The following is a 25,071-nucleotide window of genomic DNA, read 5'->3' on the forward strand; positions in this document are numbered from 1 at the left end:
TTATAATCCGAGTCAGTAAGAGCCTGCGGAATAAAAAAATATGGATTATCACTTAACACTTAACTGGCCCGAGTTTATTGAACGTTACTGGCAAAAGCGCCCGGTGGTTCTGAAACGCGGGTTCAGCAACTTTGTCGACCCTATCTCACCTGACGAGCTGGCCGGTCTGGCCATGGAAAACGAAGTCGACAGCCGCCTGGTCAGCCACCAGGACGGGAAATGGCAGGTCAGCCACGGTCCTTTCGAAAGTTACGATCATCTCGGCGAAAGCAACTGGTCGCTGCTGGTGCAGGCGGTCAACCACTGGCACGAGCCGACTGCCGCGCTAATGCGCCCGTTCCGCGCCCTGCCCGACTGGCGCATGGACGATTTGATGATCTCCTTCTCCGTACCTGGCGGCGGCGTGGGTCCGCATCTGGACCAGTACGACGTGTTTATCATTCAGGGTACGGGCCGCCGCCGCTGGCGCGTGGGCGAAAAAGTGCCGATGAAACAGCACTGCCCGCACCCGGATCTGCTTCAGGTTGACCCATTCGAAGGCATTATCGACGAAGAGCTGGAGCCGGGCGATATCCTCTACATTCCGCCAGGCTTCCCTCACGAAGGTTACTCCCTGGAGAACTCGCTGAACTACTCCGTTGGATTCCGCGCGCCGAGCGGCCGCGAGATGATCAGCGGCTTTGCCGACTACGTCCTGCAGCGCGAGCTGGGCAGCTATCGCTACAGCGATCCGGACGTGCCCGCGCGCGAGCATCCTGCTGACATCCTGCCGGAAGAGCTGGATAAGCTGCGCGGCATGATGCTGGATCTGATCAACGAGCCGGAGCACTTTAAACAATGGTTTGGCGAGTTTATCAGCCAGTCCCGCCACGAGCTGGACGTTGCACCGCCGGAGCCGCCGTATCAGGCAGACGAGATTTATGATGCGCTGCAGCAGGGTGACAAGCTGGTTCGTCTGGGCGGATTGCGCGTGCTGCGCATTGGTGAAGAGGTCTTCGTCAACGGTGAGAAGCTCGACTCCCCGCACCGCCCGGCGCTGGAAGCCATTGCCAGCCATATGGTGCTGACGGCTGACACCTTTGGCGATGCGCTGGAAGACCCATCCTTCCTCGCGATGCTGGCCGCGCTGGTCAACAGCGGGTACTGGTTCTTTGAAGACTGAGTTGCTTTAATGCCCGGTGGCGCTGCGCCACCGGGCTTTTGCTTACCGCTTCGCGGTCAACTCCGCTATCCGCACAATCACCTTCACCGCTTTTTCCATTCCTTCCAGCGTCACGAACTCATGCTTGCCGTGGTAGTTGTAGCCACCGGTAAACAGGTTCGGGCACGGCAGCCCCATAAACGACAGCTGCGAGCCGTCAGTGCCGCCGCGAATCGGTTTTAAGACCGGTTCAATATCGCAGTCGCGCATCGCCTGCTGGGCGATATCCAGAATGTACGGATGGGCCATCACCTTGTCGCGCATATTGTAATAGCTGTCTTCAATGATCAGCTCAATATAGCAGTCAGGATGCAATCCCTTCCCAACCTTCTTGGCGATCTCCATCATTTTACGCTTGCGCGCCTCAAAGGCTTTACGGTCAAAATCGCGGATGATGTAGTGCATCTGCGCGCTGTCCACGGTGCCTTTGATGCTGGTGAGGTGATAAAAGCCCTCATACCCTTCGGTCTGTTCAGGGCTCTCTTCCGCCGGGACTTCCGCATGAATACGCGACGCCAGCGACAGCGCGTTCACCATCACCCCTTTGGCAGAGCCCGGGTGAACGTTGTTTCCGACAATTTTTATGGTCACCGAGGCGGCGTTGAAGTTTTCATACTCCAGCTCGCCCACGCCGCCGCCGTCGACGGTGTACGCCCACTGCGCGTTAAAAGTTTCCACGTCGAAGTGCTTCGCGCCCTTACCCACCTCTTCGTCCGGGGTAAAGGCCACGCGGATGTCCCCGTGCGGGATGTTTTTACCTTTCAGCACCGCCAGCGCCGTCATGATTTCCGCGATGCCCGCCTTGTCATCCGCCCCCAGCAGCGTTTTGCCGTCGGTGGTGATCAGCGTCTGGCCGAGCAGCTGGTGCAGCACCGGGAACATCACCGGAGAGAGCACTTCGTCGCCAATACCCAGCGCAATATCGCCGCCGCGGTAGTTTTCCACGATCTGCGGGTTCACGTGTTTGCCGCTAAAATCCGGAGAGGTGTCGACATGGGAGATAAAGCCAATCGCCGGAATATCACCTGGCACATTCGCCGGCAGCGTTCCCATCACAGTGCCTTTTTCGCTTAACGTGACGTTGACCAGCCCCATGGCCTCAAGCTGCTCTTTAAGCAGGTTTAACAACTTCCACTGGCCTTCGGTGCTTGGCACCTGGCGGACACCCGGCTTAGATTGGGTATCCAGCGAAACATACTGTAAAAAACGCTCAAGTAATTTATCCATGCAGTCACCCTCACTTTTTGTGACAACATTATCAGTAAGCATCAAAACGCAAATATTGCGTCAGGTCACTTTTATCCCGCAAACGAGAACTTTTTACGTTTATATCTTTATGCGTTAATAAATGTAGCTTATGAATCAGTGACAAGGATTGGCGATTACGGGGGATTGCCGTAGAATGTCCGCCCTCATTACGAGTCACCAAGGTGGTTACACACAAACCCCGCTTCAGTCTGCTGCCTGAGGCGTCTATATGGGACAGCGCAAAAATTGAATACACAATCCCGTTCTCGTTCACCGCTGGTGCAACTGGAACGAATTCGTAAAAGCTTTGATGGCAAAGACGTCATTTCAGACCTCAACCTGACCATCAATGATGGTGAGTTTCTTACGCTGCTTGGCCCCTCCGGCTGCGGCAAAACCACCGTACTGCGCCTTATCGCCGGGCTGGAAAGCGTTGATAATGGCCGCATCCATCTTGAGAACCAGGACATCACCCAGGTTCCTGCCGAAGATCGCCACGTCAATACCGTTTTTCAGAGCTACGCTCTGTTCCCGCACATGACCGTGTTTGAGAACGTGGCGTTTGGCCTGCGGATGCAAAAAACCCCGGCTAATGAGATCGAACCGCGCGTCACCGAAGCTCTGCGCATGGTACAGCTGGAAGCGTTTGCCCAGCGAAAGCCCCACCAGCTCTCCGGCGGTCAGCAGCAGCGTGTGGCCATTGCCCGCGCGGTCGTCAATAAACCACGCCTGCTTCTGCTGGATGAATCCCTCTCCGCGCTGGACTACAAGCTGCGCAAGCAGATGCAGAACGAGCTGAAGGCGCTACAGCGCAAGCTCGGTATCACGTTCGTGTTTGTCACCCACGATCAGGAAGAGGCGCTGACCATGTCTGACCGCATCGTGGTGATGCGCGACGGCAAAATCGAGCAGGACGGTACGCCGCGTGAAATTTACGAAGAGCCGAAAAACCTGTTTGTCGCCAGCTTTATTGGCGAGATCAATATCTTCAACGCCACGGTGCTTGAGCGTCTGGATGCGCAGCGCGTTCGCGCGAACGTCGAGGGACGCGACTGCATTATCACCGTGAACTTTGCCGTCGAGAAAGGCCAACAACTCAACGTCCTGCTGCGCCCGGAAGATCTCCGCGTTGATGAGATCCACGACGCGGCCGACGTCGAAGGTCTGATCGGTTACGTTCGCGAACGTAACTATAAAGGGATGACCCTTGAGTCCGTGGTTGAACTGGAGAACGGCAAAATGGTGATGGTCAGCGAATTCTTTAACGAGGACGACCCTGACTTTGACCACTCTCTTGACCAGAAAATGGTTATCAACTGGGTAGAAAGCTGGGAGGTTGTGCTGGCTGATGAAGAACACAAGTAAGTTCCAGAAGGTGGTGATTGCCACAATCGTCGGTTGGCTTGTGCTATTTGTCTTTTTACCCAACCTGATGATCGTTGCCACCAGTTTCCTGACCCGCGACGATGCAAACTTCGTTTCTCTGGTCTTTACGCTGGATAATTACGCGCGCCTGCTCGATCCGCTCTATTTTGACGTGCTGCTGCACTCGCTCAATATGGCGCTGATTGCCACCGTGGCCTGCCTGCTGCTGGGGTATCCTTTCGCATGGTTCCTGGCGGGACTGCCGCAAAAGGTGCGCCCGCTGCTGCTGTTTCTGCTGATTGTGCCGTTCTGGACCAACTCACTGATTCGCATCTACGGGCTGAAAATCTTCCTCAGCACCAAAGGCTACCTCAATGAATTTCTGCTGTGGCTGGGGGTGATTGATACGCCGATCCGCATTATGTTCACCCCGAGCGCGGTGATCGTTGGCCTGGTCTATATCCTGCTGCCGTTTATGGTGATGCCGCTCTACTCCAGCATTGAGAAGCTGGATAAACCGCTGCTGGAAGCGGCAAAAGACCTGGGAGCTAGCAAGCTGCAGACCTTTATCCGGATTATCATTCCGCTGACCATGCCCGGCATTATCGCGGGCTGTCTGCTGGTGATGCTGCCTGCGATGGGCCTGTTCTACGTGTCGGACCTGATGGGCGGGGCGAAAAACCTGCTGATCGGTAACGTGATCAAGAGCCAGTTCCTCAACATCCGCGACTGGCCGTTCGGCTCCGCGACCAGCATTACGCTCACGGTGGTGATGGGCCTGATGCTGCTGGTCTACTGGCGCGCTTCGCGTCTGCTGAATAAAAAGGTGGAGCTCGAATGATCGGTCGACTGCTTCGCGGCGGTTTTATGACCGCCATTTACGCTTACCTTTATATCCCGATTATCATTTTGATCGTGAACTCGTTTAACAGCTCGCGCTTCGGGATTAACTGGCAGGGCTTTACCACCAGCTGGTACAGCCTGCTGATGAACAACGACAGCCTGCTGCAGGCAGCCCAGCACTCGTTGACGATGGCGATCGTCTCCGCCACCTTCGCCACGCTGATTGGCTCCCTCACCGCCGTGGCGCTGTACCGCTACCGCTTTCGCGGCAAGCCGTTCGTCAGCGGCATGCTGTTTGTGGTGATGATGTCGCCGGACATCGTGATGGCGATTTCGCTGCTGGTGCTGTTTATGCTGCTGGGCGTACAGCTTGGCTTCTGGTCGCTGCTGTTTTCCCATATCACCTTCTGCCTGCCGTTTGTGGTGGTGACCGTCTATGCCCGCCTGAAAGGGTTCGACGTGCGCATGCTGGAGGCAGCGAAAGATCTGGGTGCCAGCGAAATGACCATCCTGCGCAAAATCATCCTGCCGCTGGCGATGCCTGCTGTCGCTGCCGGATGGCTGCTTAGCTTTACCCTGTCGATGGATGACGTCGTGGTCTCCTCATTCGTGACCGGGCCGAGCTACGAAATTCTGCCGTTGAAGATCTATTCAATGGTGAAAGTCGGCGTCTCACCGGAGGTGAACGCGCTGGCGACCATTCTGCTGGTGTTTTCGCTGGTTCTGGTGATCGCCAGCCAGGTTATTGCTCGTGATAAAACAAAACCTCAGGGGACAATGAAATGAAAAAAATGCTCGCCGCTGCGGCGCTGGTGCTTGGCATGGGTGCCGCACACGCTGATGACAGCAAAACGCTCTACTTCTACAACTGGACCGAATACGTGCCGCCGGGCCTGCTGGAGCAGTTCACCAAAGAGACGGGCATCAAGGTTATCTACTCAACCTACGAGTCGAATGAAACCATGTACGCCAAGCTGAAAACCTATAAAGACGGTGCATACGATCTGGTCGTTCCCTCCACCTACTTTGTCGACAAAATGCGCAAAGAAGGCATGATCCAGAAGATCGATAAAACGAAGCTAACCCATTTTTCAAATCTCGATCCGGAGATGCTCAATAAGCCGTTCGACCCGAATAACGACTACTCCATTCCGTACATCTGGGGTGCAACCGCTATTGGCGTGAACAGCGAGGCCATCGATCCGAAAACGGTCACCGGCTGGGCCGATCTGTGGAAACCGGAATACAAAGGCAGCCTGCTGTTAACCGACGATGCGCGCGAAGTGTTCCAGATCGCGCTGCGTAAACTTGGCTATTCCGGTAACACCACCGATCCGAAAGAGATCGAAGCGGCCTACAACGAGCTGAAAAAGCTGATGCCTAACGTGGCGGCATTCAACTCTGATAACCCGGCAAACCCGTATATGGAAGGCGAAGTAAATCTGGGGATGGTGTGGAACGGCTCTGCGTATGTTGCCCGCCAGGCCGGTACGCCGCTGGAGGTGGTCTGGCCGAAGGAAGGCGGGATCTTCTGGATGGACAGCCTCGCGATCCCGGCCAACGCGAAGAACGTGGACGGCGCGCTGAAGCTGATTAATTTCCTGCTGCGTCCGGACGTGGCGAAACAGGTTGCCGAGACGATTGGCTACCCGACGCCAAACCTGGCCGCCCGCAAGCTGCTGAAGCCTGACGTGGCTAACGATAAGTCACTCTATCCGGATGCCGAAACCATCAGCAAAGGTGAATGGCAGAACGATGTAGGCGACGCGAGCCGCCTTTACGAAGAGTATTATCAGAAGTTAAAAGCAGGTCGTTAATGCAATACGTAACGGGCGACGCAACGTCGCCCGTTACGCTTACAGCCCCTTCAGAAGCTTATCCACAAACGCTGGCACCACCTCGCTCGCCAGGCCGTATTGCTTCTCTTCAAACTCGCTGCCCACCTGGCTCGGCTCCAGATTGAGCTCTACCGTATGCGCTCCGTGCAGTCGCGCTTCGTGAACAAACCCCGCCGCCGGGTAAACGTGTCCTGATGTGCCAATAGCGATAAACACGTCCGCCATCGCCAGCGCGCTGTAGATCTCATCCATCCCCAGCGGCATTTCGCCAAACCAGACCACGTGCGGGCGCAGGCGCGACGGGAACTGGCAGCAGTGGCACTTGTCCTCTGGCAGCACGTCCTCTTTCCAGTCCAGCACCTGGCCGCTCCAGGCGCAGCGAACCTTGAGCAGCTCACCGTGCATGTGGATGATGTTCTTGTTACCGGCCCGCTCGTGCAGGTTGTCGATATTCTGCGTCACCAGCAGAAAACGATCCCCGAGCGCCTCTTCCAGCTTCGCCAGCGCCATATGCGCCGCGTTCGGCGCAATCTCAGGCTGCTGAAGCTGCCGACGGCGAGCGTTGTAAAACGCCTGCACGAGATCCGGATCGCGGGCAAAGCCTTCCGGCGTCGCCACGTCCTCGACGCGGTGCTCTTCCCACAGCCCGTCCGCTGCACGGAAGGTTTGAATTCCTGACTCGGCGGAGATCCCCGCGCCGGTCAGCACCACCACTCTGGGTTTATCCATCGCTTCTGGCATGATTCTGTCTCTGAAAAAGATCCGCTGGCGCAAGCGCTCTCGTAAGCGGCGTTTGTTTTTGCGAAAACGGCTGAGTCGACCCTGGCGACGCGACAGCATAAAGACCTCGTAAACTAATCGGTAAGATGAAGGAATGCGGCTCCGCGCATGCCTCCTGCGTCCCCGTGTCGCGCGCGTTCAATGCGCGGCACGCGGGCGACCGGCAATAAATGTCGGGGCAGACGCCCGGACAACCGTTCCGTAATCGCAGTAAAGTTTGACAGCCCTCCCCCGATAACCAGCAGATCCGGGTCGACGATGGTGAGAATATTTCCCAGACACACCGCCAGCAGATCCAGATAGCGCTCAACGTGCTCACGCGCCCGCGCATCCCCCTGCTCCCACAGGGTAATGATTTGAGGGGCCTCAAGTTTCTGATGATAGAAGTGTTCGTAAAGCCATGCAAACCCGCGTCCTGAGAGATAGTTCTCGATACAGCCGTGCTGACCACAGCCGCAGCGGGTGAGCGGGAAATCACGCCCCACCACCTCCAGCGCATCCACCGGGAGACGGATATGGCCAAACTCCCCGGTGATGTAGCTGCGCCCGGTAATCGGCTTACCGTCGATCGCAAGCCCCCCGCCGACGCCGGTACCGAGGATCAGCCCCATCACCAGCGGATATTGGCGGAATTCATCGTCCCAGGCTTCAGAGAGGGCAAAGCAGTTGGCATCGTTATCTAAACGCACGTCGCGTTCAAGGAGGGCCGAGAGGTCGGCGCGGAGCGGTTTACCGCTGGCGGCCGGCACGTTGGCGGCATACAGCGTGCCGTCATCGGTTTCCGGCATCCCCGGAATGCCGATGCCGACGCTGCCCTTCACGCCGAAGCGTTCATCCGCCTGCGCCACCAGCGCGGCAATGGCGGTTAAAAATTCATCGTAGCTTTCGCGCGGCGTGGGAACGCGGGTTTCCCACTGCAGTTTGAGATCTTTATCAAACACGCCGAGCGCAATCTTGGTGCCGCCAATATCAAATCCATAATACATAGTGCATTCCTCTTTCTGACATAGCGGCCTCAGGACCGCTACGCCATGACGTAATTACTGGCCACTTAATACCCTCGCCGGATCAATTCGGCTTGCGCGACGCGCCGGATACCAGCTTGCCAGCAGACTCAGTAAAAGTGCTGTAACCAGCACATAAAAAACGTCCAGCCAGTGCAGTTCAGACGGCAGGAAGTCAATAAAATAGATGTCACCGGACAGGAACTGATGGCCGATGAGCTTTTCAATCCCGTTGATGATCGGCGTCAGCTGCAGGGAAACCACCACGCCAATCACCACGCCGCACAGGCTGCCGAACAGCCCTGCCAGCAAACCGTACCAGACGAAGATGGCGCGAATAAGACCGTCTTTTGCCCCGAGGGTACGCAGCACGGCGATGTCGCCGCTCTTGTCCTTAACCGCCATTACCAGCGTCGAGACGATATTAAAGCACGCCACGCCAATCACCAGCACCATCGCCAGATACATGATCGCGCGGATCATCTGGATATCACGGTACATATACCCGTAAGTGCCGATCCAGCTTTTGATATAGACATAGTTATTGGTGACGCTGCCGGCATCACGCACCAGCTTGTTGGCGTTAAAGACGTCGTTCACCTTAATGGCAATGCCCTTCACGCTGTCGCCCATGTCGAGATACTGGCGCGCATCTTCCAGCGGCACCATCGCAAAGCTATGGTCAAGCTGGCCGCTCAGCTGGAGAATACCGGCGACGTGCAGGCGCACGCGCTTGGGCTGCTGTAATTTGTGGTCGGCGCTGGCGTTCGGGATCATGATTGACACCCAGTCGCCCTGCTTCACCTTCAGGGCATCGGCAACGCCTTTACCCATAATGATCTGCTGCTCGCCGGCCTTAAAGTTAGCCCACGCGCCGTTCTGGACATATTTCGGCAGCGCGCTGAGCCGCTCTTCCTGCGCCGGGTTGACCCCTTTTACCTGAATGGCGCGCAGGTTTACCCCGCTCTCCACCAGCCCGGTAAAGCTAATGTAAGGTGCAGCCGCCGCAATGCCGGGCACTTTTTCAACTTTGGCGAGCGCATCGCTCCAGTTGGTCCACGGCTGGTTAACCGGCTCGATCTCCCCGTGCGGCACCACCGCCAGAATGCGGTTATTGAGCTCGCGCTCAAAGCCGTTCATGGCGCTTAAGCCGACAATCAGGACCGCCACGCCCAGCGCAATACCGATGGTGGAGATCACGGAGATCAGCGACACCATGCCGCCGCGACGGCGGCCGCGGCTAAAGCGTAACCCGATGAGTAACGATAACGGTGACGCCATTACTCTGCCCCCATCAGGGTCAGTTCCGCATTCAGATGGCCGTCGCGCATCTCAAGCTGGCGACCCATGCGTTTTGCCAGCTGCAGGTCGTGGGTCACCACCAGAAACGCGGTACCCTGAGAAGCGTTCAGCTCGCCGAGAAGCTGGAAGATACTGTCCGCATTGCGCGCGTCCAGGTTACCGGTCGGTTCATCCGCCAGCACCAGGCGCGGATTATTGACCAGCGCGCGGGCAATCGCCACGCGCTGGCGCTCGCCGCCGGACAGCTCCGACGGGCGGTGATTGCCACGGTGGCCCAGCCCTACCGCTTTCAGCATATCGCTGGCGCGGGCGTTAATTTCTGCCGGTTTCTTTTTGCCAATCAGCAGCGGCATCGCCACGTTTTCCAGCGCCGTGAAGTCCGGCAGCAGGTGGTGGAACTGGTAGATAAAGCCCAGCTCGCGGTTACGCAGCTCGGCCTTCGCCGCAGAGGACATTTTGCTCATCGGCTGGCCGGAGAAGATCACGTCGCCGTTGGTTGGCGTGTCCAGCCCGCCCAGCAGGTGCAGCAGCGTACTTTTGCCGGAACCGGAGCTGCCGACAATCGCCATCATCTCGCCCTCGCCCACGCTAAAGCTCACATTGTGCAGCACGTCGGTCTGCACAGTGCCTTCCTGATAGCGTTTGGACAGGTTGTCGCATTGCAACAGGATCTTATTCATAACGTAAAGCCTCAGCGGGTTGAGTGGCGGCAGCGCGCCAGGAAGGATAAAGCGTAGAAAGCAGCGCAATGGCCATCGCGGCCAGCGCAATACCGACCACCTGCAGCGGCTCGATAGCCACCGGCAGCGCCGCGCCGTCAAGCAGCGCGCCGATGATCGGCATCAAGTTGTTAAGCTGGCTGGCAAGCAGTGCGCCGAGCACGGCGCCCAGCAGCGCGCCGATAATGCCTGCACTGGCCCCCTGCACCATAAAGACCGCCATGATCTGTCGCGGCGTCAGCCCCTGGGTTTGCAGGATGGCAACCTCGCCCTGCTTCTCCATCACCATCAGGCCCAGCGAGGTGATGATGTTAAATGCAGCCACGGCGACGATCAGGCTCAGCAGCAGCCCCATCATGTTTTTTTCCATGCGTACGGCCTGGAACAGCTCGCCTTTACGCTCGCGCCAGTCCTGCCATTTGGTGCCGTCCGGCAGTTTTTGCTGGCTGAGAGTATCGACCTTCAGCGGCTGATCGAGCCACAGGCGCCAGCCGGTGATATTCCCCGCCGGGTAACGCATCAGGCGTGAAGCGTCCTGAATGTTCACCAGCATCTGATAGCCGTCAACTTCGCTGTTGGCGGCAAAGGTACCAATCACGTTAAACAGGCGCTGGCTCGGGAGACGCCCCATCGGCGTAAACTGGCTGGCCGACGGCACCATCACGCGAAGCTGGTCGCCACGGTTGACGCCAAGCTGCCCGGCAAGCTGTTCACCGAGGATCACGTTGTATTTTCCGGCTTCCAGATCGGTTTGCTTCACGTTAACCAGGAACGGCGTCAGCGGGTCTTTTTGCGCCGGGTCAATCCCCAGCATCACGCCCACCGCCACGCTGCGGGCGCTTTGCAGCACCACGTCGCCCGTCGTGAGCGGCGCAACGCGCGTGACGCCCTGTAGCTTCGCCGCGCTTTCCGGCAGCTGTTGCGGGTTAACGGAACCGTTGGTTGAGGAGAGAACGGCCTGCGGCATCAGCCCCAGGATATTGTTTTGCAGCTCGCGCTCGAAGCCGTTCATGACGGAAAGCACCGTCACCAGAGCCATCACGCCGAGCGTAATGCCAATAGTCGAAAGCCAGGAGACAAAGCGACCGAAGCGGTCCGCGGCGCGCCCACGCATGTAACGTAAGCCTATGAAGAGTGCGACAGGTTGATACATGAAGTCCGTCTGTTTGCTGATAGCAGACCCACGAGTATATAAGCGAATCCGTTAAGGGTAAATGACTGAAACCGTAAGCTTTGGTAATCATTTTTCCGATAAATTCAGATAAATCAGCGTGCTATTGACTGAATCCTCACCTCGCAGCCTCCACCTTTTCCGAAAAACCTCCTGATACAGACTGTTACCCGTTACATCCCGGCTTCGTTTAACAACAATTGCTCGTTCGTTTATGGCAATAAGGTAGTCGCGAACAATGAAGCAAAAAGCATTATGGATTAACCAGATAAAAGGGCTGTGTATTTGCCTTGTGGTTATCTACCATTCGGTCATCACCTTTTACCCGCATCTGAGCGGGCTGCAACACCCGCTCTCCGGGCTCCTCGCCAAATGCTGGGTCTATTTTAACCTCTATCTCGCCCCGTTCCGGATGCCGGTCTTCTTCTTTATCTCCGGCTATCTGATCCGTCGTTATATTGATGAGGTAGACTGGCACACCAGCCTCGACAAGCGGATCTGGAGCATTGTCTGGGTTCTGGCGCTGTGGGGGATCCTGCAATGGCAGGCGCTGACCCACCTGAACGCCTGGCTGGCGCCCGATCGCGAGCTTGCCACCTCGTCGAACGCGGCCTACGCCGATTCCCTGGCAGGATTTGTGCGGGGCATGCTCACCGCCAGCACCAGCCTGTGGTATCTGTATGCCCTGGTGGTCTACTTCACGCTGTGTAAACTGCTGAGCCGCTGGAAGCTGCCGGTACTCGGACTGCTTGCGCTGGCGAGCATCGCGATCAACTTCCTGCCGCTGCCGTGGTGGGGAATGAACAGCGTGGTACGCAACATGATCTACTACAGCCTGGGGGCGTGGTATGGCGTAGAGCTGATGGCGTGGATGAAAAGCTTTAACCTGCGCCGCACCTGGCTGGCTACTGGCGCTTTCGCGGCCGTCTCCGTCGTGCTGTGGTTTGCTAACGTTCCTCTCCTGCTTTCTCTGCTGTCGATTGTGTTGATCATGAAGCTGTTCTACAGCCTTGAGCAGCGCTATGCCGTGCATCCCAACAACCTGCTGAACGTGATTGGCTCAAACACCATTGCGATCTATACCACCCACCGCATCTTAATTGAGGCCTTCAGCCTGATCCTGATTGGCGAGATGAATGCAGCATACTGGCCGGTCTGGGCCGAGCTGTCCTTAATTCTGGTCTACCCGTTTGCCAGCCTGCTTATCTGTACCCTTGCCGGGCTCGGGGTGCGTAAAATCTCCACCGCCCTGTTCGGGGACGTTTTCTTCTCTCCTCCGTCTACGCGGACCCTGTCACCTTCCACGCGTTAATGCCCTCTCCGCCCCCGTTTTGGGGGCGTTTAGCCCTGCCGTGCGGTTACGATTTGCTTATGTAAAACGATCGAGGATAATAAAGACATTGCGTATCAGTGATATGCCCCAATACTGTTGGTATATCCATAAGAGACTCTGACATAGCCATGCCTGAACACTATCGTTATTCCTTGCCCGTCAAAGCGGGCGACCAGCGCCAGCTGGGTGAACTCACGGGCGCGGCGTGCGCCACGCTGGTGGCAGAAATCGCTGAGCGGCACCCTGGCCCGGTGGTGCTGGTTGCCCCGGATATGCAAAACGCCCTGCGCCTGCACGACGAAATCCGCCAGTTCACCGATAGCCTGGTGTTCAGCCTGGCCGACTGGGAAACGCTGCCGTATGACAGCTTCTCTCCGCATCAGGAGATCATCTCCTCGCGCCTGTCGACCCTGTATCAACTCCCGACCATGCAGCGCGGCGTGCTGATTGTGCCGGTGAATACCCTGATGCAGCGCGTCTGCCCGCACAGCTATCTGCACGGTCACGCGCTGGTGATGAAAAAAGGCCAGCGCCTGTCACGCGACACCCTGCGCGACCAGCTTGACGGTGCCGGATATCGCCATGTCGATCAGGTTATGGAACACGGGGAATATGCGACCCGCGGCGCGCTGCTCGACCTTTACCCGATGGGCAGCGACCAGCCATATCGTCTGGATTTCTTTGATGATGAAATCGACAGCCTGCGCGTGTTCGATGCCGACACCCAGCGCACGCTGGAAGAGGTGGAATCCATCAATTTACTGCCTGCCCACGAGTTCCCGACGGACAAAACCGCCATCGAGCTGTTCCGCAGCCAGTGGCGCGACAGGTTCGACGTGAAGCGTGATGCAGAACATATCTATCAGCAGGTCAGCAAGGGTACGCTCCCGGCCGGGATCGAATACTGGCAGCCGCTGTTCTTCAGCGAGCCGCTGCCTCCCCTGTTCAGCTACTTCCCGGCGAATACCCTGATTGTGAACACCGGCGATATCGACGCCAGCGCCAGCCGCTTTGAAAGCGAAACCCGCGCGCGCTTCGAAAACCGGGGCGTTGACCCGATGCGTCCGCTCCTGCCGCCGGAATCGCTGTGGCTGCGCACCGACGAGCTCAACGCCGAGCTGAAGCGCTGGCCGCGCATGCAGCTGAAAACCGATTCGCTTGCCGATAAGGCCGCCAACACCAACCTCGCCTTCCGCACGCTGCCGGACCTGGCCGTTCAGGCGCAGCAGAAATCGCCGCTGGACAATCTGCGCAAGTTTCTGGAGTCCTTTACCGGTCCGGTGGTCTTCTCCGTTGAGAGCGAAGGCCGCCGCGAAGCTTTAGGTGAGCTGCTGGGACGCATTAAGGTGGCGCCGAAGCGCATTCTTCGCCTGAGCGAAGCGACCGGAAACGGTCGTTACCTGATGATTGGCGCCGCCGAACACGGGTTCATCGACACGCTCAACAACCTGGCGCTAATTTGCGAAAGCGACCTGCTGGGCGAGCGCGTCGCGCGCCGCCGTCAGGACAGCCGTCGGACCATTAACCCGGACACGCTGATCCGCAACCTGGCCGAGCTGCACCCGGGCCAGCCGATTGTTCACCTGGAGCACGGCGTTGGCCGCTATCAGGGGATGACCACGCTGGAAGCGGGCGGCATCAAAGGTGAGTACCTGATGCTGACCTACGCCAATGACGCCAAACTCTATGTACCGGTCTCGTCGCTGCACCTGATCAGCCGCTACGCGGGCGGCGCGGAGGAGAACGCGCCGCTGCACAAGCTGGGCGGCGACGCCTGGGCACGCGCGCGCCAGAAGGCCGCGGAAAAAGTGCGCGACGTGGCGGCCGAGCTGCTGGATATCTACGCCCAGCGCGCGGCCAAAGAGGGCTTCGCCTTTAAGCACGACAAAGAACAGTACCAGCTGTTCTGCGACAGCTTCCCGTTTGAAACCACGCCGGATCAGGCCCAGGCCATTAACGCCGTGCTGAGCGACATGTGCCAGCCGCTGGCGATGGACCGCTTAGTCTGCGGCGACGTCGGCTTCGGCAAAACCGAAGTGGCGATGCGCGCCGCCTTCCTTGCGGTAGAAAACAACAAGCAGGTGGCGGTGCTGGTGCCGACCACCCTGCTCGCCCAGCAGCACTTCGACAACTTCCGCGACCGCTTCGCCAACTGGCCGGTGCGCATCGAGATGCTGTCGCGTTTTCGCAGCACCAAAGAGCAGACGCAGATCCTGGAGCAGGCAAGCGAAGGCAAAATTGACATTCTGATCGGTACCCACAAGCTGCTGCAAAGCGACGTGAAGTGGAAAGATCTGGGGCTGCTGATCGTCGACGAAGAGCACCGCTTCGGGGTGCGTCATAAAGAGCGCATCAAAGCGATGCGCGCGGACGTCGACATTCTGACCCTGACCGCCACGCCTATCCCGCGCACGCTGAACATGGCGATGAGCGGCATGCGCGATCTGTCGATTATCGCCACGCCGCCGGCGCGCCGTCTGGCGGTAAAAACCTTCGTCCGCGAGTACGACAATCTGGTGGTGCGCGAGGCGATCCTGCGCGAGGTGCTGCGCGGCGGCCAGGTGTATTACCTGTATAACGACGTTGAAAATATCCAGAAAGCCGCCGACAGGCTGGCGGAACTGGTACCGGAAGCGCGTGTTGCCATCGGCCACGGACAGATGCGCGAGCGCGAGCTGGAGCGGGTGATGAACGACTTCCACCACCAGCGCTTTAACGTGCTGGTGTGTACCACCATCATTGAGACCGGGATCGACATTCCGACCGCGAACACGATTATCATCGAACGCGCGGATCACTTTGGCCTGGCCCAGCTTCACCAGCTGCGCGGCCGCGTCGGGCGTTCGCACCATCAGGCCTACGCCTGGCTGCTGACGCCGCATCCGAAAGCGATGACCACCGACGCGCAAAAGCGCCTGGAAGCCATCGCCTCGCTGGAAGACCTCGGCGCAGGCTTCGCGCTGGCCACGCACGATCTGGAGATCCGCGGTGCGGGTGAGCTGCTGGGTGAGGACCAGAGCGGCTCCATGGAGACCATCGGCTTCTCGCTCTATATGGAGCTGCTGGAAAACGCGGTAGACGCCCTGAAGGCCGGACGCGAGCCGTCTCTGGAAGATTTGACCAGCCAGCAGACCGAGGTTGAACTCCGTATGCCTTCCCTGCTGCCGGACGATTTCATTCCGGATGTGAATACCCGCCTGTCGTTCTACAAGCGCATCGCCAGCGCGAAGAATGAGAACGAGCTGGAAGAGATCAAAGTGGAGCTGATCGACCGCTTCGGCCTGTTGCCCGATGCGGCGCGTAACCTGCTGGATATCGCGCGCCTGCGCCAGCAGGCTCAGAAGCTGGGCATTCGCAAGCTTGAAGGCAACGAAAAAGGCGGCATGATTGAATTTGCCGAGAAGAACCACGTCAACCCGATGTGGCTGATCGGCCTGCTGCAAAAACAGCCGCAGCATTTCCGTCTTGATGGCCCGACGCGTCTGAAATTTACCCAGGAGCTGACGGAGCGTAAAACCCGCATGGACTGGGTGCGTAACTTTATGCGTCAGCTGGAAGAGAACGCCGTCGCGTAACTCGCCCTTCCCCCCCGTTAGCGCAGTGCTGCCGGGGGGGACAATTTACAAACTCTTTGCACTTCACCCGATCTTCCCGACACACCCATTCGCCATAATTATCATTAACCCTTTATAAAACAATAACCTTATCATTTACATGGATTATGGTGATGATGACCTCTTCGCGTTTTACCCGCTGGATAACCCTGTTTGCGCTGGCAGCCACCGTCGCGGTTGCGCTTCCTGCGCGGGCAAACACCTGGCCCCTTCCCCCGCCCGGCAGCAAGGTGGTGGGCGAAAACCGCTTTCATGTGGTTGAAAACAATGGTGGTTCACTGGAGGCGATAGCCAAAAAATATAACGTCGGTTTTCTGGCCCTGCTGCAGGCGAACCCCGGCGTCGACCCGTACGTCCCGCGCGCGGGCAGCGTACTGACCATCCCGTTACAGACTATCCTGCCGGACGCCCCGCGCGAGGGGATCGTGATTAACCTGGCGGAGCTGCGTCTGTACTATTACCCGCCGGGTAAAAATGAGGTCACCGTCTACCCTATCGGTATTGGTCAGCTGGGCGGCGATACGCTGACGCCAACGATGGTCACCACCGTCTCGGATAAACGCGCCAACCCAACCTGGACGCCGACGGCCAACATTCGCGCCCGCTATAAGGCCCAGGGCATCGAACTTCCTGCCGTGGTTCCGGCAGGCCCGGATAATCCGATGGGTCATCACGCGATCCGCCTTGCCGCATACGGCGGCGTCTACCTGCTGCACGGCACAAACGCGGATTTTGGCATCGGCATGCGCGTCAGCTCCGGCTGTATTCGTCTGCGCGATGACGATATCAAAACGCTGTTTAACGTGGTTACGCCGGGAACGAAGGTGAATATTATCAATACGCCGATTAAGGTCTCTGAAGAGCCAGGCGGCGTGCGACTGGTTGAGATTCACCAGCCGCTATCGAAAAATATTGGCGACGATCCGCAGACGTTACCCATTAACCTGAATGCCGCGATGGTGAGCTTCAAAACGAATGCGAACACCGATAGCCTGGTGATGGAGCGCGCGATGGAAGCGCGGTCAGGCATGCCGACCGATGTCACCCGGCATCACGATGTCGTCCAGCAGTCCATGTAAGACGGAAAGTAAAACGCCCTGCTTAGCAGGGCGTTTTTCATTGCAGTGGCATAAATGAGGGTTTATGCCCGGCTTATTTGTAGATAACAGCGGTGCCGTGCAGGGTGTTAGGACCGGTCACGGAGGTGATTCGGTAAGATTTTGCACCCATTGCTTCCGCTTTTTGTGCCAGCTGATCTTCCAGTGAGCTCAGGTTAGTCCCGGCAGACGCAGAGATCGTCCCGACTTTATGCTGATCGGCTGGAGTGGATTGTACCTGTACAGCAGCGAAGCTTGCGAAAGAGAGTGAACTCAGAACAGCAGCAGCGATGAGGGTTTTTACGTTTTTCATAATGTTTACCTTTGGCAGATGAATTTTTAGGTCGCTAGCTATTTAGTTAACGATCGATAGGTAAATCATAAGTGTGATCCAGCTCACGCGTCAACACATTTTTATAACGAGCATTAATTAAATTTTAAAGTCGTTATTTTTCATACATATATGATTAATTTATTTTTAAGCATTCTGCACTGGTGGTGGGTTGCGTTTATTTTTATAATGGTCATTCAACAAACCAACAGAGGACCAACGGCAAATGACAACCGACGTCACGAGTTGTGCGAAGAAAAGCCGTGGCCGACCAAAAGTGTTTGACAGGGATGCAGCGCTTGATAAGGCCATGACTCTCTTCTGGCAACATGGGTATGAAGCGACCTCGCTTTCCGATCTGGTAGAAGCTACCGGAGCCAAAGCGCCGACGCTTTATGCTGAATTTACCAATAAAGAGGGGCTGTTCAGGGCGGTGCTGGACAGGTACATTTCGCGCTTTGCAGCGAAACACGAAGCCCAGCTATTTTGTGAAGAGAAAAGCGTGGAACAGGCGCTACGGGATTACTTCACCGCCGTTGCCACCTGTTTCACCAGTAAAGAGACGCCCGCGGGCTGCTTTATGATTAACACCTCAGCCACCCTGGCGGCAGCATCGAAAGAGATCGCCAATACGGTTAAATCGCGTCATGCGATGCAGGAGGAGACGCTCAGCGCATTTCTGGCTCAGCGCCAGCAGCGCGGTGAAATTCCCGCGCACTGCCAGCCTCAGATGCTGGCGCAGTACCTGAGCTGTATTTTGCAGGGAATGTCGATCAGCGCCCGTGAAGGGGCGACGCTCGAAAAACTGCAGAACATTTCCGACACCACGCTGCGCCTGTGGCCAGAACTGCTCAAAATCTGACGCAAAAAAAAGCTCCTCAGCCTGAGCGCTTGAGGAGCTAAGTTCAGAGAACATCTTTTTTACGCTTTGTTATTCAGTACCAGCTGGCCATTTCCGTCCAGTGGAATTTGGGTGCCCGGGTCTTTATCCATACGGATTTTGCCCTGCTGATCGCCAATCTTGTAGGTCACGTCATAACCCAGCATTTTTTCCGACTTGTCATAGACGGTTTTACAGCGCTGCTGGGTCGTGGTGTAGGTATCGTTATCCTGCATCGCGCCCTGCACCTGGTTACCGGCATAGCCGCCACCCAGCGCGCCGACTACGGTCGCGACATCTTTACCCCGGCCACCGCCAAACTGGTGACCAATCACCCCACCCGCTACCGCACCGAGAACAGAGCCGGCAATACGGTTTTCATCCTGTACCGGACGACGGTGGGTTACGGAGACGTTACGGCACTCCTGACGAGGGGTTTTTACGGTTTCTTTAATAGGCGTTGCGGAAACCACCTGCGCATACTGCGGGCCGCGATCTAAAACGTTGAGACTGGCAACAGCAGCCACACCTAACGCAGCTGCGACGCCGATCCCTATACCCGCCAACATTGATTTATTCACGGGACTTCCTCCTTTGTTGCTATTGGTAACAATTCTGCAATGGAGGCGCGGCTTCGCCAATAAGACAAAGGATCAAAAAGTGGGCATCGGGGAGAGATATATCGTGTTTAGGAGAACTCTTAAGCACCTAATCCACGACGAACAGCATGATATGCTAAAAAATCCCTCCGGATGGCCCGGAGGGAGTGAAAGATTAGTGCAGCTTCAGACGTGGACGAATGACGCGGTTGATTCTGCCCACCAGCATCATCAGGCCCGTTTTAAAGTAGCCGTGCAGCGCGATCTGGTGCATACGGTAAAGGGAGATATACACGAAGCGTGCAATGCGCCCTTCCACCATCATCGAGCCGCGCATCAGGTTACCCATCAGGCTACCGACGGTAGAGAAGTTTGACAGCGATACCAGAGAACCGTGGTCTTTATAGACATAGGCCTTCATTGGCTTGCCTTTGTACTGCGCCAGGATGTTGTGCAGCACCAGGCTTGCCATCTGGTGAGCGGCCTGTGCGCGCGGCGGTACGAAGCCCCCTTCAGGACGCGCGCAGGAGGCACAGTCACCAATAGCGAAGATTTCAGGGTCACGCGTGGTTTGCAGCGTTGGCTCCGTTACCAGCTGGTTAATGCGGTTCGTCTCCAGACCGCCGATATCTTTCATAAAGTCAGGCGCTTTGATACCTGCCGCCCAGACCATCAGATCTGCTTTAATGTACTCGCCGTCTTTGGTGTGCAGGCCACCTTCGTCAGCGCTGGTCACCATGGTCTGCGTCAGTACGCGCACGCCCAGTTTAGTCAGTTCATTGTGCGCTGCGCCGGAAATGCGCGGAGGCAGCGCAGGCAGAATGCGTTCACCCGCTTCAACCAGCGTCACGTTCAGCGCTTCGTTGGTTAACCCTTTGTAGCCGTAGCTGTGCAGCTGTTTCACCGCATTGTGCAGCTCCGCGGACAGCTCAACGCCCGTCGCGCCGCCGCCGACAATGGCAATGTTAACTTTGCCATTCGCACCCAGATTGCTGGTGTACTTCAGGAACAGGTTCAGCATTTCCTGATGGAAACGACGCGCCTGGTGCGGGTTATCGAGGAAGATACAGTGCTCTTTCACGCCCGGCGTGTTGAAGTCATTAGACGTGCTGCCCAGCGCCATCACCAGCGTGTCATACGCCAGCTTGCGCTCGGGGACCAGCAGCTCGCCTTTTTCATCACGCAGCTCGGCCAGGGTAATGGTTTTGCTTTCACGGTTGATGTCCACCACCGAGCCCAGCTGGAACTGGAAATGATGGTTGCGCGCGTGCGCCAGATAGCTCAGCGCGTCCACGCCCTCATCCAGCGAGCCGGTCGCCACTTCGTGCAGCAGCGGTTTCCACAGGTGGCTGTGGTTACGATCCACCAGCGTGATTTTGGCTTTTTTACCGCGCCCCAGCTTCTTGCCCAACTGTGTGGCCAGCTCCAGCCCGCCAGCACCACCGCCTACAATCACTATCTTTTTCAATGGCGTAGTCAACGTGACCCCCTCAAATTATTAACCAATTGTTAATTAAAAGTTATAAAAATAACCCTTAATTAACAACAGGTTACATCACTGAAACCATTCAGGTGCATTGAGAATATCACGTCAGGCGCATTGGTCATACCAAAATTGATATGCATCAAGTTTTGATGGCTTAAAAGTAGACAATTCTGGACAAAAAGAAACCCGGTGCGCGTTCACGACCGGATTTCTGAAGCGGCAGGCTGGGTTTAGCCCAGCGTTTTAAAGGCCTTGATGCGCTGTAGGTGCGGAGAGATGTTCTTGAACTTGTGGGTCTGCTCTTCGTCCCAGACGATCTCGTAATAGTGATGCAGCAGCTCTGCGGCCCGGTGGCTGTTGAGGGCCTCATCATTACGCGAGAGGATCGCCAGACAGCGATCGCGGTTTTTCTCACGGAAGTTGCTCACGCACTTGGTCGCAATATCGACATACTCTTCCGGGCGGTCAATTTTGCCTTCCATGTTCTCATTCGGGAAAAGGTTAGGATTGAAGACCACCTGGCGGATGTCGCACAGGAAGCCAATCCGTTCCGCCCAGTAGCCGCCCAGCCCCACGCCGCAAATCAACGGGCGATCGTCGACGTTAAGCTGCAGCATCTTATCCACCTCTTTGAGCAGATGCTGCATATCATGCTTTGGATGGCGCGTACTGTAGCTAATCAGCCGTACATCGGGATCGATAAACTGCAGCTGCAGCACCTTCTCATGATTACCAGGACTGTTTGAGTCAAAACCGTGTAAATAGATGATCATCGTCTTCTCACCACGCTACGCCTTCCGGGAGGGTTTACAGGCTGGCTTTATGTGCCTGCCAGCGCTCATTCAGGTCTTCAAGCCGGGCGTTGACCGACTTCCAGCGCGCCGAATCCATCAGCTCCTGACGGCTTAATGAACCTTTATGATACAAATGCGTAACACGCTCTGCATTGATCGGTGACAGGTTATCCAACACGCTAACGGCACCTTTACGATTATTGCAGACCAGGATCATATCGCAACCTGCGTCCAGCGACGCCTGGCCGCGTTCCGCGTAGCTGCCCATAATTGCCGCCCCTTCCATCGACAAATCGTCGGAGAAAATCACGCCGTTGAAGCCCAGCTCCTGGCGCAGAACGGTTTTCAGCCAGTGCGGGGAGCCGCTGGCAGGACGCGGATCGACGTCGCTGTAAATCACGTGCGCGGGCATAATGGCGTCCAGCTTGTTATCGGTGATAAGCGAGCGGAACACCGACATATCTTTGGCGCGAATTTCCGCTTCCGGGCGCGGGTCGCGCGGGGTCTCTTTGTGGGAATCCGCCGTCACCGCCCCGTGGCCCGGGAAGTGTTTCCCGGTGGTTTTCATTCCCGCCTCGTGCATCCCGTCGATAAACCGGGTCGCCATTGCCAGCGCAATACGCGGATCTTCATGGTATGAGCGCTCGCCAATCGCGGCGCTGATGTGGCCCACATCCAGTACCGGAGCAAAGCTGATATCGATATCCATGGCGATCATTTCGCTGGCCATCAGCCAGCCGGCTTCCTGCGCCAGTATCCCACCCTCTTCCGTGCCGAGCAGCGCGGCAAAAGACTGGGCTGCCGGCAGGCGGGTAAAACCGTCGCGAAAACGCTGCACGCGGCCCCCCTCCTGATCGACGGCCACCACCAGATGATTGCGCGACGCGGCGCGGATCTGGCGCACCAGTTCCCGCAGCTGCGCCGGATCGTGATAGTTGCGGGTAAACAGGATCAGGCCGCCCACCAGCGGATGCGCCAGAATTTCACGCTCCTCCGCATCCAGCTCAAACCCTTCTACATCCAACATGACTGGACCCACACTCACCTCTCTTATCCTTTCGTTTGTAACTGGCGCCAGGCATCGTCTGCCAGCGCAATAAATTGTTTATCTCTGGACTGCTGCAAACGCATCTCAAACCAGCCCGCCATCAGCATGATGACCCAGGGCCGCCAGCGTCTCACCTGGCGGGCCAGCGCATCGGCGTCAACGTCCGCCACTCTGGCATACTCTCTGATGAGTTTCTGCCGCGCGGCTTCACTGTCCGTCCAGACCGCGGCCAGCTCCAGCGCCACATCGCCGTCTCCGGCATATTCCCAGTCGATAAGCCTGGCTCCCTGTGGCGTATGCACGATGTTCCCGGAGTGCACATCCATATGTAACGGCGAGAGCCGAATCGGTTGCGGCTCGCCCGCTTTACGCAGCCGTTTGAGATGCTCAAGCCACACCGGGGTACGTCTTGCTGGAGAGGCTTGTTGCCAGTAGTTTTCCAGCAGCGGAAGTAAGGCGATTCGCCACCCCAGACGCTGTTGCTGGTGCAGATGATACAGCATCGCCGCAAGCGCTGAAGTGTCCGGCAGCGCGCTTTTCACCTCCCCCTTCAGATAGTCAACGGCCATCCAGCCCTGTTTGAAAAAACGGGGTTCAGGCACGAGATCCGAGGGAAGACGTTTGAGAGCGCGAAACTGACGGCGAAACTGGAAAGCCGGGGCGAAGGGATCGTGGTTCTGCCGCAGGACCAGACGGTGCGCGCCCTGCGCTATAATGCAACTCGCGCCGCTAAGCCCGGAGTGGGCCTGCGGCGCGATAAGGCGGTACTGTGGAAAATAACGCGTCAGAATCTCTTCACGCGTGGTGTCATTGTTGCGTAACCGCACCTTTACCTGACCAGATAATTTCGCCTGTCTGAACCAGCATCAGCTGCATCTGCAGGGCTGGGGTATTCACGTTACCGGTCGCGTTAGAGTACAGCACATACTGGGCGCCAACGTTACGGGCAATGCCAATCGCCTTGCTGCGGGTGCCGAGGCTATCCTGCGGCGACAGCCCCAGCTGCTGTTTGGCTAACGCGAGCTGCTGAGCAGAGACCAGCGTAAACTTACCGTTGTTTGCCAGCGCGTTGCGCAGCGTTTCTGTCGCTTCGCCCGCGTTCAGCGAACCGTTGGTGCGGTTATTCACGCTATCGACCAGCAGTACGCTGCCTGCCGTCACGCCCTGAGCCTGCAGCATTTTACCGACCATCGGCTGCATCGCACCGTTCCAGTCGTAATGGCGCACGCGCGGCGCAGGCTGTGACGTCTGGTCCTGATGCTCTATCGGGCCAGGCTGTGCCGGAATAGACGGTACAGACGGCACGGTTGGCTGGGTCTGCGTTGGTGGTGTCGGCTGCTCGGTACCCGGCTTTGCCTCTTCCACAGGTGCTGGCTGTTCTGTACGGGTCACACACCCTGCGAGAAACAGCGCGAATGCGGTCACGAGCGCATAACGGCTCATATTTTTAATCAAGGTTCACCCCTTAGAGATAAAGATAAAGTCTCACCTTATGCGCACCCAAATAGCTGGCGCTGTCATAGAGCGTTACCGACGACCTTGCCGGAAGAGTGACGCTGCGCGGCGCCTCCAGCGGGTGCATCTCAAGACCTCTTACGTCATACCAGAAGAAACGGTAGTGGACCGTCACCGGTTCATTTCTTTCGTTAAAGAGCGTAGAGGAGGCAGAAGATTTAATTTCACTGATGGTCAGCGCGGGCTGTTGCGCCGTGATGCCCGCAGCCAGCACGGAGGATTCCATTACCAGCGTCTGTTCATCGCTGACGGGGATCGCCGGACGCGTGCTGCACCCCACAATCATCATCGTCATTACCAGCGCTGCAATACGCCCTTTAAACATGTTACAGACCTTTGTGAGCCAGCATCGGTCCCAGCGGACGTCCACCCAGCAGATGCATGTGAATATGATAAACTTCCTGGCCGCCATGACGATTACAGTTCATGATCAGACGATAGCCGTCTTCCGCTATACCTTCCTGCTCGGCAATTTTCGCAGCCACCGTCAGCATACGACCTAACGCCACTTCGTGCTCGGTTTTTACGTCATTTACGGTAGGAATCAGAATATTGGGAATGATAAGGATGTGTGTCGGTGCCTGAGGGGAAATGTCCCGGAAAGCCGTTACCAGTTCATCCTGATAGACGATATCCGACGGGATTTCGCGGCGAATAATTTTACTGAAAATCGTTTCTTCAGCCATGACCTTTTCCTTTTTTGTTAGGTGCGTCCGCTGTTAACACACTCTCTGGAGGACTGTGTGACACAATTCAAGAGTATGAGCGAGTTTCTCCTGTCCTTTCAACCTCCTCCCCCGAATTCTTTGCTGAATATTCATCAGCTGACTGAAGAGTGACCGCTCGCGCGCCTTAACGGGCTGAAACATTATTTCAGTTTCGCATGACACATCTGTTTACAGC

24 protein-coding genes are annotated in these 25,071 nt (G+C 57.0%); 9 read left to right on the top strand and 15 right to left on the bottom strand.

Features of this window, described 5'->3' with window-relative positions; all coding sequences use genetic code 11:
- The first annotated feature begins 40 nt into the window (after positions 1-40).
- Positions 41-1,162, top strand: a complete 1,122-nt coding sequence (locus tag OSH03_RS03510; RefSeq protein ID WP_266178288.1) for a ribosomal protein uL16 3-hydroxylase — start codon at positions 41-43, stop codon at positions 1,160-1,162.
- Positions 1,163-1,204: 42 nt separating this feature from the next.
- Here OSH03_RS03510 and pepT read toward each other — a convergent pair whose 3' ends face one another.
- Entirely contained in the window at positions 1,205-2,428 is a 1,224-nt protein-coding gene (gene pepT / locus OSH03_RS03515) for a peptidase T (RefSeq protein ID WP_266178289.1), read from the bottom strand.
- Positions 2,429-2,665: 237 nt separating this feature from the next.
- Here pepT and potA point away from each other — a divergent pair, with 237 nt between their 5' ends.
- From potA to potD, 4 genes are read left to right on the top strand one after another with little or no spacing between them, the layout of a single operon-like run.
- Entirely contained in the window at positions 2,666-3,814 is a 1,149-nt protein-coding gene (gene potA, locus OSH03_RS03520) for a spermidine/putrescine ABC transporter ATP-binding protein PotA (protein WP_266178634.1), read from the top strand.
- Positions 3,798-4,655 carry a spermidine/putrescine ABC transporter permease PotB gene (gene potB, locus OSH03_RS03525; protein ID WP_266178290.1) on the top strand — a complete coding sequence of 286 codons (858 nt, stop codon included), beginning with the start codon at positions 3,798-3,800 and terminating at the stop codon, positions 4,653-4,655. The genes potA and potB overlap by 17 nt, the downstream gene beginning before the upstream one ends.
- Positions 4,652-5,443, top strand: coding sequence for a spermidine/putrescine ABC transporter permease PotC (gene potC / locus OSH03_RS03530; protein ID WP_061098552.1), 792 nt, complete (start codon positions 4,652-4,654; stop codon positions 5,441-5,443). The genes potB and potC overlap by 4 nt, the downstream gene beginning before the upstream one ends.
- A complete protein-coding gene (potD, locus tag OSH03_RS03535) occupies positions 5,440-6,474 on the top strand; it encodes a spermidine/putrescine ABC transporter substrate-binding protein PotD (protein ID WP_266178291.1) in 1,035 nt (344 codons plus the stop codon). The genes potC and potD overlap by 4 nt, the downstream gene beginning before the upstream one ends.
- A gap of 39 nt (positions 6,475-6,513) precedes the next feature.
- Here the strand turns inward: potD and cobB are convergent, their stop codons facing one another.
- Genes cobB through lolC form a run of 5 tightly spaced genes read right to left on the bottom strand, consistent with a single transcriptional unit; the run spans position 6,514 to position 11,453 of the window.
- On the bottom strand, positions 6,514-7,335 hold the full coding sequence (gene cobB / locus OSH03_RS03540) for a Sir2 family NAD+-dependent deacetylase (protein ID WP_061098554.1): 822 nt from the start codon (positions 7,333-7,335) through the stop codon (positions 6,514-6,516).
- Between the two features lie 14 nt (positions 7,336-7,349).
- A complete protein-coding gene (gene nagK, locus OSH03_RS03545) occupies positions 7,350-8,261 on the bottom strand; it encodes an N-acetylglucosamine kinase (protein WP_266178292.1) in 912 nt (303 codons plus the stop codon).
- A 54-nt stretch (positions 8,262-8,315) separates the two neighbouring features.
- Positions 8,316-9,560: a lipoprotein-releasing ABC transporter permease subunit LolE gene (lolE, locus tag OSH03_RS03550; protein ID WP_266178293.1), complete on the bottom strand. Its 1,245-nt coding sequence runs from the start codon at positions 9,558-9,560 to the stop codon at positions 8,316-8,318.
- Complete coding sequence (gene lolD, locus OSH03_RS03555; protein WP_008500772.1) at positions 9,560-10,261, bottom strand: lipoprotein-releasing ABC transporter ATP-binding protein LolD; 702 nt, start codon at positions 10,259-10,261, stop codon at positions 9,560-9,562. Before lolD ends, lolE begins: the two co-directional genes overlap by 1 nt.
- Positions 10,254-11,453 (bottom strand): lipoprotein-releasing ABC transporter permease subunit LolC, encoded by a 1,200-nt coding sequence (gene lolC / locus OSH03_RS03560; RefSeq protein WP_061098557.1) that lies wholly within the window; start codon positions 11,451-11,453, stop codon positions 10,254-10,256. Before lolC ends, lolD begins: the two co-directional genes overlap by 8 nt.
- Positions 11,454-11,709: 256 nt before the next feature.
- On the opposite strand from lolC, the gene OSH03_RS03565 reads away from it, so the two are divergent.
- The 3 genes from OSH03_RS03565 (at position 11,710) to ldtC (ending at position 17,497) form a co-directional block, all read left to right on the top strand.
- The gene (locus OSH03_RS03565) at positions 11,710-12,783 is read left to right on the top strand and encodes an acyltransferase family protein (protein ID WP_266178294.1); all 1,074 of its coding nucleotides are present in this window, start codon (positions 11,710-11,712) and stop codon (positions 12,781-12,783) included.
- A gap of 149 nt (positions 12,784-12,932) precedes the next feature.
- Positions 12,933-16,379 (top strand): transcription-repair coupling factor, encoded by a 3,447-nt coding sequence (gene mfd / locus OSH03_RS03570; protein ID WP_266178295.1) that lies wholly within the window; start codon positions 12,933-12,935, stop codon positions 16,377-16,379.
- A gap of 152 nt (positions 16,380-16,531) precedes the next feature.
- A complete protein-coding gene (gene ldtC / locus OSH03_RS03575) occupies positions 16,532-17,497 on the top strand; it encodes a L,D-transpeptidase LdtC (protein WP_266178296.1) in 966 nt (321 codons plus the stop codon).
- 73 nt (positions 17,498-17,570) lie between these two features.
- On the opposite strand, the gene bhsA is transcribed toward ldtC, so the two are convergent.
- Entirely contained in the window at positions 17,571-17,828 is a 258-nt protein-coding gene (gene bhsA / locus OSH03_RS03580; protein WP_045630104.1) for a multiple stress resistance protein BhsA, read from the bottom strand.
- Positions 17,829-18,072: 244 nt separating this feature from the next.
- On the opposite strand from bhsA, the gene comR reads away from it, so the two are divergent.
- Complete coding sequence (gene comR / locus OSH03_RS03585) at positions 18,073-18,708, top strand: TetR family copper-responsive transcriptional repressor ComR (protein ID WP_061098561.1); 636 nt, start codon at positions 18,073-18,075, stop codon at positions 18,706-18,708.
- Positions 18,709-18,767: 59 nt separating this feature from the next.
- Here comR and OSH03_RS03590 read toward each other — a convergent pair whose 3' ends face one another.
- From OSH03_RS03590 to hinT, 8 genes are all read right to left on the bottom strand, one after another.
- On the bottom strand, positions 18,768-19,307 hold the full coding sequence (locus OSH03_RS03590; protein WP_028012731.1) for a glycine zipper 2TM domain-containing protein: 540 nt from the start codon (positions 19,305-19,307) through the stop codon (positions 18,768-18,770).
- 193 nt (positions 19,308-19,500) lie between these two features.
- The gene (locus OSH03_RS03595) at positions 19,501-20,805 is read right to left on the bottom strand and encodes an NAD(P)/FAD-dependent oxidoreductase (RefSeq protein ID WP_028012730.1); all 1,305 of its coding nucleotides are present in this window, start codon (positions 20,803-20,805) and stop codon (positions 19,501-19,503) included.
- A gap of 236 nt (positions 20,806-21,041) precedes the next feature.
- Complete coding sequence (gene ycfP, locus OSH03_RS03600) at positions 21,042-21,584, bottom strand: alpha/beta hydrolase YcfP (protein WP_047650880.1); 543 nt, start codon at positions 21,582-21,584, stop codon at positions 21,042-21,044.
- A 34-nt stretch (positions 21,585-21,618) separates the two neighbouring features.
- Positions 21,619-22,644: a beta-N-acetylhexosaminidase gene (gene nagZ, locus OSH03_RS03605; RefSeq protein WP_266178635.1), complete on the bottom strand. Its 1,026-nt coding sequence runs from the start codon at positions 22,642-22,644 to the stop codon at positions 21,619-21,621.
- 11 nt (positions 22,645-22,655) lie between these two features.
- On the bottom strand, positions 22,656-23,480 hold the full coding sequence (thiK, locus tag OSH03_RS03610; protein ID WP_266178297.1) for a thiamine kinase: 825 nt from the start codon (positions 23,478-23,480) through the stop codon (positions 22,656-22,658).
- Complete coding sequence (gene lpoB, locus OSH03_RS03615) at positions 23,461-24,105, bottom strand: penicillin-binding protein activator LpoB (RefSeq protein WP_151413267.1); 645 nt, start codon at positions 24,103-24,105, stop codon at positions 23,461-23,463. Before lpoB ends, thiK begins: the two co-directional genes overlap by 20 nt.
- A gap of 13 nt (positions 24,106-24,118) precedes the next feature.
- Complete coding sequence (locus OSH03_RS03620; protein WP_061098564.1) at positions 24,119-24,493, bottom strand: YcfL family putative periplasmic lipoprotein; 375 nt, start codon at positions 24,491-24,493, stop codon at positions 24,119-24,121.
- Position 24,494: 1 nt separating this feature from the next.
- Positions 24,495-24,854 carry a purine nucleoside phosphoramidase gene (gene hinT / locus OSH03_RS03625; protein WP_006809243.1) on the bottom strand — a complete coding sequence of 120 codons (360 nt, stop codon included), beginning with the start codon at positions 24,852-24,854 and terminating at the stop codon, positions 24,495-24,497.
- Positions 24,855-25,071 lie beyond the last annotated feature (217 nt).

The sequence above is a fragment of the Enterobacter nematophilus genome (assembly GCF_026344075.1).
Taxonomy (GTDB): domain Bacteria; phylum Pseudomonadota; class Gammaproteobacteria; order Enterobacterales; family Enterobacteriaceae; genus Enterobacter; species Enterobacter nematophilus.

What these genes read in the sequence shown, in the direction of transcription:
- nagK (WP_266178292.1), bottom strand. Translation starts at nt 8,261, where the DNA reads ATGTATTATGGATTTGATATTGGCGGCACCAAGATTGCGCTCGGCGTG.
- OSH03_RS03620 (WP_061098564.1), bottom strand. Translation starts at nt 24,493, where the DNA reads ATGTTTAAAGGGCGTATTGCAGCGCTGGTAATGACGATGATGATTGTG.
- ldtC (WP_266178296.1), top strand. Translation starts at nt 16,532, where the DNA reads ATGATGACCTCTTCGCGTTTTACCCGCTGGATAACCCTGTTTGCGCTG.
- potB (WP_266178290.1), top strand. Translation starts at nt 3,798, where the DNA reads ATGAAGAACACAAGTAAGTTCCAGAAGGTGGTGATTGCCACAATCGTC.
- mfd (WP_266178295.1), top strand. Translation starts at nt 12,933, where the DNA reads ATGCCTGAACACTATCGTTATTCCTTGCCCGTCAAAGCGGGCGACCAG.
- lolD (WP_008500772.1), bottom strand. Translation starts at nt 10,261, where the DNA reads ATGAATAAGATCCTGTTGCAATGCGACAACCTGTCCAAACGCTATCAG.
- bhsA (WP_045630104.1), bottom strand. Translation starts at nt 17,828, where the DNA reads ATGAAAAACGTAAAAACCCTCATCGCTGCTGCTGTTCTGAGTTCACTC.
- pepT (WP_266178289.1), bottom strand. Translation starts at nt 2,428, where the DNA reads ATGGATAAATTACTTGAGCGTTTTTTACAGTATGTTTCGCTGGATACC.
- ycfP (WP_047650880.1), bottom strand. Translation starts at nt 21,584, where the DNA reads ATGATCATCTATTTACACGGTTTTGACTCAAACAGTCCTGGTAATCAT.
- hinT (WP_006809243.1), bottom strand. Translation starts at nt 24,854, where the DNA reads ATGGCTGAAGAAACGATTTTCAGTAAAATTATTCGCCGCGAAATCCCG.
- OSH03_RS03565 (WP_266178294.1), top strand. Translation starts at nt 11,710, where the DNA reads ATGAAGCAAAAAGCATTATGGATTAACCAGATAAAAGGGCTGTGTATT.
- potC (WP_061098552.1), top strand. Translation starts at nt 4,652, where the DNA reads ATGATCGGTCGACTGCTTCGCGGCGGTTTTATGACCGCCATTTACGCT.
- potD (WP_266178291.1), top strand. Translation starts at nt 5,440, where the DNA reads ATGAAAAAAATGCTCGCCGCTGCGGCGCTGGTGCTTGGCATGGGTGCC.
- OSH03_RS03510 (WP_266178288.1), top strand. Translation starts at nt 41, where the DNA reads ATGGATTATCACTTAACACTTAACTGGCCCGAGTTTATTGAACGTTAC.
- lolE (WP_266178293.1), bottom strand. Translation starts at nt 9,560, where the DNA reads ATGGCGTCACCGTTATCGTTACTCATCGGGTTACGCTTTAGCCGCGGC.
- comR (WP_061098561.1), top strand. Translation starts at nt 18,073, where the DNA reads ATGACAACCGACGTCACGAGTTGTGCGAAGAAAAGCCGTGGCCGACCA.
- cobB (WP_061098554.1), bottom strand. Translation starts at nt 7,335, where the DNA reads ATGCTGTCGCGTCGCCAGGGTCGACTCAGCCGTTTTCGCAAAAACAAA.
- lolC (WP_061098557.1), bottom strand. Translation starts at nt 11,453, where the DNA reads ATGTATCAACCTGTCGCACTCTTCATAGGCTTACGTTACATGCGTGGG.